The organism is Actinacidiphila oryziradicis (assembly GCF_005047355.1).
GTDB classification, from domain to species: Bacteria; Actinomycetota; Actinomycetes; order Streptomycetales; family Streptomycetaceae; genus Actinacidiphila; species Actinacidiphila oryziradicis.
Genome location: NZ_SUMC01000020.1, coordinates 139,008 through 150,526, shown reverse-complemented (window position 1 = coordinate 150,526; position 11,519 = coordinate 139,008). Strand labels below are relative to the sequence as shown.

At 65.4% G+C, this 11,519-nt stretch carries 13 protein-coding genes; 6 read left to right on the top strand and 7 right to left on the bottom strand.

Features of this window, described 5'->3' with window-relative positions; all coding sequences use genetic code 11:
• Window positions 1-204: 204 nt before the first annotated feature.
• Genes FCI23_RS21675 through FCI23_RS21665 form a run of 3 tightly spaced genes read right to left on the bottom strand, consistent with a single transcriptional unit; the run spans window position 205 to window position 4,786 of the window.
• Window positions 205-2,445: a TIR domain-containing protein gene (locus tag FCI23_RS21675; RefSeq protein ID WP_169316874.1), complete on the bottom strand. Its 2,241-nt coding sequence runs from the start codon at window positions 2,443-2,445 to the stop codon at window positions 205-207.
• A gap of 14 nt (window positions 2,446-2,459) precedes the next feature.
• Entirely contained in the window at window positions 2,460-3,047 is a 588-nt protein-coding gene (locus FCI23_RS21670) for an HD domain-containing protein (protein WP_169316873.1), read from the bottom strand.
• Between the two features lie 53 nt (window positions 3,048-3,100).
• On the bottom strand, window positions 3,101-4,786 hold the full coding sequence (locus tag FCI23_RS21665; RefSeq protein WP_136725588.1) for a radical SAM protein: 1,686 nt from the start codon (window positions 4,784-4,786) through the stop codon (window positions 3,101-3,103).
• Between the two features lie 463 nt (window positions 4,787-5,249).
• On the opposite strand from FCI23_RS21665, the gene FCI23_RS21660 reads away from it, so the two are divergent.
• The gene (locus FCI23_RS21660) at window positions 5,250-5,927 is read left to right on the top strand and encodes a helix-turn-helix domain-containing protein (RefSeq protein ID WP_136725587.1); all 678 of its coding nucleotides are present in this window, start codon (window positions 5,250-5,252) and stop codon (window positions 5,925-5,927) included.
• Window positions 5,928-5,970: 43 nt separating this feature from the next.
• On the opposite strand, the gene FCI23_RS21655 is transcribed toward FCI23_RS21660, so the two are convergent.
• Entirely contained in the window at window positions 5,971-6,441 is a 471-nt protein-coding gene (locus tag FCI23_RS21655) for a cupin domain-containing protein (protein ID WP_136725586.1), read from the bottom strand.
• Window positions 6,442-6,560: 119 nt separating this feature from the next.
• Here FCI23_RS21655 and FCI23_RS21650 point away from each other — a divergent pair, with 119 nt between their 5' ends.
• Window positions 6,561-7,169 (top strand): TetR/AcrR family transcriptional regulator, encoded by a 609-nt coding sequence (locus FCI23_RS21650; RefSeq protein ID WP_136725585.1) that lies wholly within the window; start codon window positions 6,561-6,563, stop codon window positions 7,167-7,169.
• A 273-nt stretch (window positions 7,170-7,442) separates the two neighbouring features.
• Here the strand turns inward: FCI23_RS21650 and FCI23_RS21645 are convergent, their stop codons facing one another.
• The 3 genes from FCI23_RS21645 to FCI23_RS21635 all read right to left on the bottom strand — a co-directional run bounded on the left by FCI23_RS21645 (window position 7,443) and on the right by FCI23_RS21635 (window position 9,149).
• Window positions 7,443-7,766, bottom strand: a complete 324-nt coding sequence (locus tag FCI23_RS21645; protein ID WP_136725584.1) for a hypothetical protein — start codon at window positions 7,764-7,766, stop codon at window positions 7,443-7,445.
• A 102-nt stretch (window positions 7,767-7,868) separates the two neighbouring features.
• Entirely contained in the window at window positions 7,869-8,399 is a 531-nt protein-coding gene (locus FCI23_RS21640) for a SixA phosphatase family protein (protein ID WP_136725583.1), read from the bottom strand.
• A 3-nt stretch (window positions 8,400-8,402) separates the two neighbouring features.
• Window positions 8,403-9,149 carry a hypothetical protein gene (locus FCI23_RS21635; protein ID WP_136725582.1) on the bottom strand — a complete coding sequence of 249 codons (747 nt, stop codon included), beginning with the start codon at window positions 9,147-9,149 and terminating at the stop codon, window positions 8,403-8,405.
• 557 nt (window positions 9,150-9,706) lie between these two features.
• Here FCI23_RS21635 and crcB (FCI23_RS21630) point away from each other — a divergent pair.
• From crcB (FCI23_RS21630) to FCI23_RS21615, 4 genes are all read left to right on the top strand, one after another.
• Window positions 9,707-10,195: a fluoride efflux transporter CrcB gene (gene crcB, locus FCI23_RS21630; RefSeq protein ID WP_136725581.1), complete on the top strand. Its 489-nt coding sequence runs from the start codon at window positions 9,707-9,709 to the stop codon at window positions 10,193-10,195.
• An 85-nt stretch (window positions 10,196-10,280) separates the two neighbouring features.
• A complete protein-coding gene (gene crcB / locus FCI23_RS21625) occupies window positions 10,281-10,655 on the top strand; it encodes a fluoride efflux transporter CrcB (RefSeq protein WP_136725580.1) in 375 nt (124 codons plus the stop codon).
• A 122-nt stretch (window positions 10,656-10,777) separates the two neighbouring features.
• Complete coding sequence (locus FCI23_RS21620; protein WP_136725579.1) at window positions 10,778-11,077, top strand: hypothetical protein; 300 nt, start codon at window positions 10,778-10,780, stop codon at window positions 11,075-11,077.
• Window positions 11,078-11,151: 74 nt separating this feature from the next.
• Window positions 11,152-11,514, top strand: coding sequence for a hypothetical protein (locus FCI23_RS21615; RefSeq protein WP_211265427.1), 363 nt, complete (start codon window positions 11,152-11,154; stop codon window positions 11,512-11,514).
• Window positions 11,515-11,519: the final 5 nt, after the last annotated feature.

The following is an 11,519-nucleotide window of genomic DNA, read 5'->3' as shown; positions in this document are numbered from 1 at the left end:
GGAAACCCCGGCCAGTTCGGCAACATCCTTGCGCCGCCGCCCCTCACCCGACCACAGCACGATCCGCGCTCGCGTCGCCACGACAGCCGGCACGTCGCGACTGTTCACCAACTCCCGCAACTCAGCGATCTGTTCCACAGAGAGCTCCATGCCAGAACCAACGAGCCCCATCGATCAAAGTAACGACTGCAGGATCACGAGACACTAGCGTTCGGGAATCCCTAGTTCTCCACGCAGGTCAGCCAACTCCTGAGCCATCGCCCGGCCCCTGTCTGAATCGACAGAAAAAAGCTGCGGGAGCGCATTAAGGATCTCCACTTCCCGATCGGTGAGGGAATCTCGATAACCCCGGCTACGATAGAGTGAGCGCAACGTCCGCAGGTCCCACCACCGTAGCCTGTCTTCGCGCGGAGTGGATGTGCCCAGCCGTTTGTAGATCTCTGCTCTGACTCGGGACCAGTCGCCACCGCGGTCGACATATGAATGCATGTCTGCCCGGACATCTCCGAAGTAGACCAATTGAACCGAACGATTCAGAAGATCTTCAGCGGGGTCGTGCAATCGCTCCAAGTAGGCAGTTTCGATTACCGAGTCACCTTGTACTATCGCACCGAGTGCAGCCGAACGGCGATTCAGGGCACTGGTCTCGTCACGGTAGGCCTGCCTGAGAATGTCAGGGCAGTCGTGCAGTGGTAGACGGCCGACGTAATAAAGGATCTGCTCACGAACTCTTTCGGAGACGTCGACGGTCCTGTCGTCGTCCCTCGGTGGAGAAGGGGGAAGAAGTTTCCGGTAGCGAGCGGTCAGGTTGTCGAGGACCTCTGCGACCGACGGCCCGGAAAGGTCATTCATACCGCTGCGGACAAACCGATTGACGTCGTCGGCAACAGTGATGCGCAGACCCTTGTCGATTGCACTACCACCCACCCGGAAGGAATCCAGGATGTCCTGGGCGATGAGAAATTCACCGATTGTCTCGTGACGGAAGCTCAAAATACGAGGCTGTCCGTCTAAGCCCTCTTGAAACGTCAGCAGATCGGCGAACGCAGAGTCTTGGATCAGTTTGTCAGTAGCCTGAGATCTACTTCCTGGTTCACGAAGAACGTCTGGAGAGGCGCCGACGGAGCCACGGTTTTCGTAGAGCCATCTGGCAAGTCTCATGTGCGCGTGCTTGATTGTGTCGAAATCAAGCGAAGTGGTTCTGCGCTGCTTTTCTTTTTTGATCCACTGATCGTAGAACAGGCGATACAGGATGAAAGGTTCGCGCATAGTGATGGCATCCACGGCCGCACCTACGGCCAGCAAATACAGCAGTAGGGTGAGCCGCATGGGGTTGCTGATCATCCTGTCTGCGCCAGGAATAGTATCCAGAACTCCCCTGATGGCCCGGGCGACACCGGGGTCACCCAACCGCTCGGCGTATTTCTCGCTGAAGTCCACAACGTCGGATACGTTCCAGGCCTTCATTTCGAGAACCTCGTGCAACTCCAGGTCATTGGTCTGCAGGAGAGAGAAGTTCCGCTCGAAGAAATCTCCGCGAGAGGCAATCACGATAGTCGTGTGGTCATTACTCAGGCGTGTCAATGCCGCAGCCACCTGATCGAACGAGGCGGACCCAGCCTCGTCCAGCCCGTCCACGAGAATGGCGAAGCCGTCCCTGCTCGATTCGCTGGACCTGCGTTCGAGCACATCCTGCCGTTGGACGAGATCGCGAGCATGGACAAGCGTGCGGCGGGCTGGTAGGCGAGTTCCACCATTCAGAAGCATGCTACGGAGGGCCGTCGACTTCCCAGAGCCGGGCTCACCCAGAATTGCATACGTCCGGCGGGCGGACCGATGGTCACCTGCGAGCCAGGTAGACAGCCGGCCTTCGGGACCTGGATGCCGGCGCAGGGCGATTGGCGGGTCTACGAACATTTCAGGCCAAAGGAAGTCGAAGCTTGGGCCGCTCGGGCCCATCCAAGGAAGTAGCGGTGCATTGAGGGCAGTTTCTCTGTCATTTTTGTCGGCCGCCTCCCAGTATTGTCGAGCAGCACCGGACCGAATAGTTTCGACCGTGCGGCGCAGTCCAACTTCAAAGTTATCTGGATCCCTGAAGTCAACATACTTCAGCCGAGCGAGAGTTGGAGGGAGAGCCGCATCCTTGAGCAGTAGGGGTATTAGGTGCCCGTCCGATGCACCTGGATCCGACCACAGGGAGACCTCGTGCTCCAGTCGAGCCCACTCCGATGCGAGCCATTCGGGAGTGACGACGGCAAGCATGCGATGGCTGCTGCTCAGCCCTTGGCTGAGAACCCTGGGAATGGACTGCCCTGCCGCGATGGTAGTGGGTGCGAAGAAGAGACTGATCGCCCGCTCCTGTATGCGGAAGCGCCGTAGCCGCCGATAGAGCGTCTCCGCCCAGACGCTGTCCGACTCGCTGTAGCTGATGAAGGCGTCGTACACGGAGATGCGGTTCCCTACTCGGTGTCTGGAAGTGTGGCGTTCCTGCTGTATCCAAGCTCCCAGTACGGTCGATCACCCAGATATTCACCCAGTCGTTTTTTGACGACATCCGCCACTGCTCGAGCAGGTTCGATCCCCAGAGCGTCGTACTTTGCCGCGTCGCGCCGATACTCCGAGATGTCACCACGATTCTCTTTGGCGTAATACATTGCGGCCGTGATGATCTGCAGCTCCTCCGCCGCCTCGACGAGCCTGGCTTCGACCGTCTTCAACTCGTGCATCTCCTGCAACAGCGGGAGCACGTTTTCGGCGACGCCATGCAGAATGTCGCGTGAAGCCTGCGTCTCTGCCTCTCGTTTGAATTCCTTGACGTAGGGACTGGAGCGCCTGGGAAGGTCGGTGAGACGAACCTCCCCGACTTCATGGAAGAGGGCCATCGCGAGTACCTTGCCCATGTCCACAGGCTCATCGAGCTGCTGGGCAAGGATGTAGGCGATGATCGCTGTTTCGAAGCAGTGGTCCGACACTGATTCCGGCTCCGGAACGCCGGCCATGATCCATCCGATCCTGGGCAGCTTGGTCAGTGTATGCAGCTCTGCCATGCATTCGAGCATCCGGTCGGTATTGATTTCACACGCTCCTTGGATGATACTACTTACGGGGCTTCGGGTGGCAGATTCCTACTGTCTGCCAATGCACGTAAAACCACTGGGTGGTTCCGCACGGATTCGTCGGCCGACAGTAGCGCAGATTGCAATTGGCTGGCAAGCCTAGCCAGGGATGGCTGGATTATCCGGCCGAGCACGGGGCCCGGATCTCCGTCCCTCCGTAATTCTTGTATAGCAGCCACGGTTGCCTTGGCGTACTGCAAACGAAACTCTTCGATTTCGGCCCTCAAGGCGAGGCCGGCCTCGGAGGCTCTCAGCACCCCAGCCTTACCGAATCGACTCAGATTCTTCGCCGGGTAATACACGGGGTGGACGCGCGCTGACCACTTTGAAACCTGTCGAGACAACTCTCCTACGCGGCTGTCCGCGAAACGATAGGGAAAGGAGAGGGTATCGGCATCCATCTCGCCATTGATTAGCGTGACGGAATTTTCCTGTTGATATCGATGCACCATCCGAAGGTAAGTCGAGGAATTCTGTAAGCGCAATTCGTTGCTCAGACCGGATGCAACCTGCACCATGCCGGTTTCCGACATGAATTCCAGGCTCTCTTCCACCTCGTCGAGGGTGCACAGCGGGTCCAGAAGGATCACTCCGACTTCAACGCGGACGCCAAGTTCCTGGAGCCGTCGCATGGCAAGCAGCGATTCCTCACGCGTGTGCCCCTTGGCGTATCGCTTGAGTTGGCTGGGTGAACAGGACTCGACCCCGAGAAATACCCGTTTCAGCCCAGATTTGACCAGGAGCTGTAATAATTCCTGGCGGCGCTGATCCGTCTCCTTGTCGTCCCTGCGGCTGTACACCGAGTGAACCGTACAGCTGGCCCCGAAATCCATGGACCCGGGTAAGCGGGGCGCAAGCGCGCGCACAAACTCCTCGACTTCATCAAGGGATGTCCCCAGGAAGTCCTCATCGGCGAAAGTCACTTCGGAGATCCCGAGATCCAGGAGCGTGGAGATGTCCTGCAGTACCAGGTCAGGGCTTCGCCTGCGGTATTCGGTGGATCTTCCGGAGATATCCGTAAGGCCACGTAAGCAGAATGTGCAGGACGACCATGAGCAGCCCCGGCTCGTCTCGACAAATATCTGTCCGCCTACCTGATGAATTCCCGGCAGATGATCGCGGTATGGCAGGCCGTGATCGTCGAGATTCACCAGACGGCGTGGGTGCCACACTTCTTCACCCGATTCGGGATCGAGGTGGAGAAGATTGGGGATCGATGCTGTGTCGCCACCGCAGGACCAAGCTTTGATGAGCAATGGAAGGGCGGCTTCCGCTTCCCCCTGGATGATGAATGCCTCGCGCGAGATTTCCTTGAGGATGCGGCTTCCCAGGTATGTGGGAAGGGCGCCGCCGAAGACCACAAGAGCGTCTCGCCCGGAAATGGATTCCTGGAGTTCTGCGAAATGATCCGCGAGTATCTGATAGGTGCCGTAGGGAACGCCTACCACCAGGACATTGACGCCATTCTCGCGAATCATTCGGACTGCCTGGTCCAGGCTTTCGTTCCCTTGTGCGACCATGTCCATGACGTAGAGCTCGGCAAGCTCGTCGCCGAAGCTCTCCCGTAAGGCCCCAGCGACGACGGAGAGGCCGTGACTCTCACCTATGGCGGGGTATTTCTGCGAAAATAAGTTCAACAAAAGCACTGACAGAGATTTGGGCTGGCTCATGATCACTCTCCCCTGGTGTGCATGAAGACCGTCCGTGATTGACCGCCTACCTCTGTGTAGCACATTCCGAGCGTTAAAATGTTAGCATCTGCCATAATGCTTCGTATAGGCCGATAACGGGCAAGTCTGGCTTCGTGATCACCTCAAGTGTCCGTTCATTTCTCGAGCCCGACTAGCGTCCCACGGGACCAGCCAACCTCGTGCGGTGTACGGAAACTCATAGGGCACGCGAGTCGCCGGCCCCACCACGAAGCGGCCGCTGAGTGCGGCATGTCCGAGGAGGAGCCCTGGGCTGGCGGTCACTACACTGTGTCAGCGTACGGGTGCGCGGGGTGGACAGTATGGGTAACCGTGCGTGACCATGGCTGGGCATCGCCGGTCAGGCGTTGCCACCGGGCCAGCGTCTCTTTGCCTGGCGGAGGCGCACCGGGAGGCGAACCGGATCAGCCATCCGGACATCGCCATGGAACTGCTCACCGACCGGGATGACATCAGCGCGGCGGCGCACCGGCTGACCGCCGACGCCCGCCGCGAGGTACGCGGTTTCGACCGCCCGCCGTACGTCGACCGCCCGGGCAGCAACCTCGAAGCGCAGGTGCAGCGGCAGCGCACCGGCGTCGTCCACCGGGTGATCTACGACCGCGCGGCGGTGGCCTGGCCGGGGCGGCTCCACGACGACATCCTGCCTGGCGTCCACACCGGCGAACAGGCCCGGTTCCGAGCCGAGTTGCCGCTGAAGCTGGTGATCAGCGACAACCGCTCCGCGATCATCCCGTTCAGCCTCACGCCGGGCGGTCACTCCGCGGCCTATCTGATCCACCGCTCACCGATACTCTCGGCCCTGGAGGCGCTGTTCGAGGCCGAGTGGGCGCGGGCGGTGCCGCTGTGGGACGCCGTACCGCGGCCCGGCGCGGACGTCACGAAGGTCCCCAGCGGATCAGGGCACTCCCAGCAGTCCGAGCCCGGCACGAAGGCCCTGCTGGCCATGCTCACATCCGGCCTGACGGACGCGGCCATCGCCCGCACCCAGGGCTGGAGCCCGCGCACCACACAGCGCCGCATTCATGGTCTGATGAGCGAACTCGGCGCCTCCACCCGCTTCCAGGCCGCGGTGATGGCGGTCCGCCGCGGTTGGCTGTGAGCGTCAGGACGCGGCCCCTCGGGCCGGGCCCGGAGCGTGCGGGCTACGCGAAGTCGGTGGCCGCAGTGGTCCCGTAGCGGCTCATCACCTCCACGGTCGCCTCGACGGTCGCATCGGCGGTCATCTCGTGGCTGCTCGCGAGGGTGTCCCGCAGATCCCGGAAGTACTGCACGTACAGATCCGGGGTAAAGGTGTTGAGCAGGACGACCGGCTCATCGCCCGGGTTGGCGAAGGTGTGCGGGGCGCCGGGCGGAATCATCACGAGCGTGCCCTTGGGCGCCTCGTACACGGTCTGCCCGACGGTGAACCTGGCGGCGCCGGACACCACATAGAAGCCCTCGTCGTGCTGCGCGTGCCGGTGCTGGGGCGGGCCTTCGCTGTGCGGGGCGAGCGTGATCTCGCCGATGCCGAGGCGGTGCGCGGTCGTGCCGCCGTCCTCCAGGATCCGCACCCGGGCCGGTCCCAGCTCCACCAGCTCGCCGCCGTCCGGGGCGACGACCGAAACTTCACTCATGATCACTCCATTAACGAGAGTATGCTCTAATAAGAGTAGTTCACTCGCGTTATACTTGCAAGTCAACTCTCATCATTGGGGTGGACTTGCTATTTTGTTCCACATGGAAGGGCGGAGCGATGACATCGAGCACGACGACCGGGCGCGCCAACCAGAAGCGGCGCACCCACGACGCCATCGTGCGCGCCGCGACGGAGCTGATCCGGGCCGGCAGCGAGGTGACCATGCCCGAGGTGGCCAAGGCGGCGCTGGTGTCCGAGGCCACCGCCTACCGGTACTTCCCCGACCTGGCCAGCCTGCTCCAGGAGGCCATGGCCGGGCAACTGTTCGCCCCGGCGGAAGCGCTCGAGTCGGTGGCGGACTCCCGCGACCCGGTAGAGCGGGTCGCCGCCGCCGCGGAGTACCTGCTGCGCCACGTCCTGACCTATCAGGCGGTGGTCCGCGCCATGATCGCGGCGACCATCACCCGGCCCCCCGAGGCCACGGCCCGTCCTGGCTTGCGCTTCGGCCTGATCGACGAGGCGCTCGCCCCTGTGGCCGATGCTTTTGAAGCCGCAGGCCCGGCGGCCCTGCCACAGCTCAAGCGCGACCTGGCCATTGTCGTCAGCGCCGAAGCTCTCTTCTGCCTGACCGACCTGTGCCGGCTGGACCCGGAAGACGCCATCGCCAGCGCCGTCCACACGGCGGGAGTCCTCACCCAAGCCGCGCTGCGTCCGTCCGATCAGTGATCGCTGGTGCAATGCGAGACCGGGTCAAGTGCGAAACCGGCCCTCGATGAGCTTGTCGATCTCCGCGATCGGCGATGGCCGCCGGTCGCGCCGGTCCGAGGCCGCCGCGGTGATCGAGGGCGTGACACGGCACCGTCATGGAGATCGACCGCCAGTGCACCGGCACGGCTTCGGCGGACATCCGGCCGGGGCAGCCCTCGTCGCCGGTGCGGTGGACCTTCTCGACCCGGCTCGAAGGTCAAAGGCAGCCGGACCGGGGCCGCTGCGGAGGGCTCAGCGGTCCGCCTCGCCCGCGGCGTCCGTGATCGCCTGCCGCAGGCGGCCGAGGTCGGGGGCGCCCGCCGGGCCGTCCGGTGTGCGGTAGACCCGGCAGGCCAGCCCCGGCGGGCGGCCGGGCTCGGCGAACGGGTCGTACCCGTCAAGGAGGATGGTCGGGGAGCCGGTGAAGCCGGTCCGCTCGGCCTCCGCCTGGTCGGCGATCACGCGTGTGGTGAAGCCGGTGTCGTGCAGCCCGGCGTCGTCGAGCGCCCGCCGCAGCCGCTCGGCGGCGGTCTCGGCGTTCGGGCAGTCCAGCACGACCAGGACCTCGATTTCCATGTCTCCAGGATCGCGCATCCGCGCGCCGGGCCGCGCAGATCAGGTGTGCGGTCGCGGAGCCCGTTGCACAGGCGTGCTCTGCGCGTGTCTCGGACGGGTTCGTCACTGCTTCCAGCCGCGCGGCACGGCGAAATCGGTGAGCACCGCGCTGCCGGGGGCGAGATTCACCCAGGCGCCCGGCAGCGCCAGCACCGCGATCCCGGACGTCGGGAACTTCTCCCGTGCCCGTGTCAGCGCATCCCCGTCCGCGTCGCCCGCCAGCGACAGCACCAGCTCCTGCACCCCGGGCTGGTGCCCGATCAGCAGCAGCGTCCGCCGCTCCTCGGGCGTTTCCCGTACGACAGCGAGCAGCGCGGCGGCGGACGCCTCGTACACCTGTGGTTCGAAGACCACCGGTGGCGCGGCACCACCGAGTTCCACCGCGACCAGCTCCCATGTCTCACGGGTGCGGCGGGCGCTGGAACATACGACGAGGTCGGGCACGCAGCCGGCCCCGTACAGCCACCCACCGGCGGCCGGGGCGTCCCGGCGGCCACGTCCGGCGAGCGGCCGCTCATGATCGTCCACGTCCGGCGGCCGGGCGGACTTGGCGTGCCGCAGGACGACCAGCCGGGCGGGGGCGATCGCTTCCATGGTCTAGCCCCGTCCCACGTCACGGATGAGTTCCAGGCCCAGGACGCGGTCCAGATGGGCGAAGGTCTCGAACTTCGCGCCCTCCGCCATCTCCGGCGCGGCCTCGACCCCGCGCAGCACGCCCAGCAGTGCGGGGGTCCCCAGGTCCTCGGCGAGGGTGGCGCGGGCCTGCCGTCGGATGTCGTCGGGGATCGGCCTGGAGGGTGCACGGGCCCATTCGGCCACGCGGTGCCGCCACTGCCGGAGCGTGCGTTCCGCATCGGCGAGCCGCTGGGCCGTCAGGGCGAACGGCCGGCCGTAGGCGTGACTGAGCAGCGCCAGCCGGGTGACCAGAGGGTCGGCACCGTCCCCCTCATCGAGCCCCGGGATGTCCGCAACGCTCTGCCGGACCGGGCCCACTTCAATCCAGATGCCTTCGGTGGGAGTCTGCCCCTGCTTTTCGCCGAACACGTGCACCTGCGCGGAGCCCACGGCATCGGCGGGCCGATGGATCCCGAGCGCAGTTACGGCGCGATCGAGCGCTTTGGCCTGCTCGGGTGGCAGCTCCGGGTGCACGATTTCATGGACCACCTGCACGCCGTTCGCCTCGACGGCCCGCAGCAGTACGTCGCCGACCAGGAGCGTACGCACCTCGGCGATGCCCACAACGCCCTTGGCGCACGGCAGATGGACGCGCATTCGCAGCAGACCACCGCGCCGGGCGGGAAGCTCCACCAGGCGACTGATCCGGCTATCGGTGACAAGCAGCACCCCACCGACGCTACCTCTACCGGCCGACGGGCTCACTCCAGGCACCCGGTCAATTGCGGGAAGGCGTGGTGCGCCTCGGACAGCGAACCCGGTGCGAGCCGGGCGAGGGCCGCCGCGCATGCCTTGGGCACGGCGTGCAAACGGCCCGGTCGGGGATGTCCGCGAGGCCGGTGAAGCAGGGCGCTTCGGCCACGCACACCACCTCGTCGGCGCGGCGGCCGTGCTCGCCATGTGGACCACGGCGACGGGCCAGGCCCGTACCTCGGCTCCCGGCCGTACGGGCTCCGGCAACAGCACCAGGGCCTCACCGGTCTTGGCGAGCCCCATCTCGCCGTACAAACTTCGGTGTCCCGCCCGCCGAGAGGTGCTACAACCGCTGGCCGGGCGGCCGGACAATGGCCCATGTAGGCTGGCCGTCAGCGGCGATCTTCGGACGCCGCGCGGCGGTGGGGCCCGCCCGTACCCGAACCGCGGTGAGGACGCCGCCAACGGTCCCTACTTGCGATGGAGCGCGCCCGGACCACGGATACCGGGTGCACGGCGAGTAGGAGGCGTGCATGGGGGAGGCCCGGCCCCGGACCGTGAACGGACCCACCGATCCTGATGTGGATCTCCACATCCCCGCCCAGCGGCGCGAGCTGCGGCACGGACAGGTGCCGGTCATCGCGGCGGTGGCCCTCGGCGGCGCGGTGGGGGCCTGCGCCCGCTACGGGGCCTCGCTGCAGTGGCCGACCACGCCGGGCACCTTCCCCTGGGCCACCCTGATCGTGAACGCGATCGGCTGCGCGGTCATCGGCGTCTTCATGGTCGTGATCACCGACGTGTGGGCGGCGCACCGACTCGTACGCCCCTTCTTCGGCACCGGCGTACTGGGCGGCTTCACCACCTTCTCCACCTACGCCGTGGACATCCAGAAACTCGTCAACAGCGGCCACGCCCGCACCGGACTCGCCTATCTGGCCGGGACGATGCTGGCCGCGCTCGCGGCGGTGTGGATCGCGGCGACGCTGACCCGCCGCGTCATCAGGTGGAGGGCGCAGCGATGAGACTGACCGGTACGGCACTTCGCGGGACGATCCTCAAGGGGACGAACTCGTCGGCGAAGGCCTTCGCCCGGGACAGAGGAGCACTGTGAACTGGCTGCTGGTGATCATCGGCGCGATGGTCGGGGCCCCGCTACGCTACCTCACCGACCGTACCGTCCAGTCCAAGCACGACACCGTCTTCCCCTGGGGCACCTTCACCGTCAACGTCGTCGGCTGCCTCATCCTGGGCCTGCTCACCGGCGCGGTCACCGCCGGCGCGGCCTCCTCTCAGGTGCAGCTGCTGGTCGGCACCGGGCTGTGCGGCGCCCTGACGACGTACTCCACCTTCTCCTACGAGACGCTGCGCCTGACCGAGGAAGGCGCCGGCTTCTTCGCGGCGGCCAACGTCGTGGCCAGCGTGGTCGCCGGACTCGGCGCGGCGTTCACCGGAGCGGCCCTGGCCCAGGCCCTGTGGGCATGACGCGACCCGGCACATCGGGCCGCCTGACGATCCAGCCGGCAGGCGACGTTCACCGGGGGAACTCCACTCGAGGGCAAGCGTTTTGGCGAGTCTCCGAGACGTCGCATTTTCTCCTCTAGGGTGTGGTCGATCGGGTCGAACGGGTCGAACAGACGTTGGTGGGGGAGCTGGGGCTGGTGCCGTTCAGTGGTGCGGACGCGGCGACGGTGGGTGGCTATACCCTGATCGGCCTGCGCTTCGAGCCGGTGGATGCGCCGTTGGCCTACCGGCTCGTGCTGACCGCACTGGCTGCGGGGACCCTCGTGTCGGCGCTGCGGGATGCCTACGCGGTCGCGGGCTTTCCGCGACGCAGCGCGCGCTGGCCGTTGCCGTCGGCGTCGGGGGACCCGGCAGCCATGAGCCCCGCCGGCCCGACCGAATGAAACACCGGCCGGCTCATCGAGCCGTATTCCGCGCCGCCGGGATATACAACATCCTCTGGGGCGCCTACGCCGTCGTGGACCCGCAGTGGTTCTTCCGGCTGACCGGGCTACCGCAGAGCAACACCCCTCAGATCTTCGCCTGCCTCGGCATGGTGCTGGGCCTGTACGGGATTCTGTATCTCGACGTGGCACGCCGCCCGGAGCAGGGCTGGCTGGTGGCCGCGGTCGGGCTCACCGGCAAGGTTCTCGGCCCGCTCGGCCTGGCCTGGCTGATCGTCACCGGCACCTGGCCGGCGGACACGGTCATCCTCGTGGTGACGAATGACCTCATCTGGTGGCTACCGTTTGCGCGGTACCTGCGCGATGCGTGGCCTGACTTCCGCTGTGGCGAGCCGATGACCGACCCGGACAATCTGCCTCATTCCGGCACGCCGTGAACGAC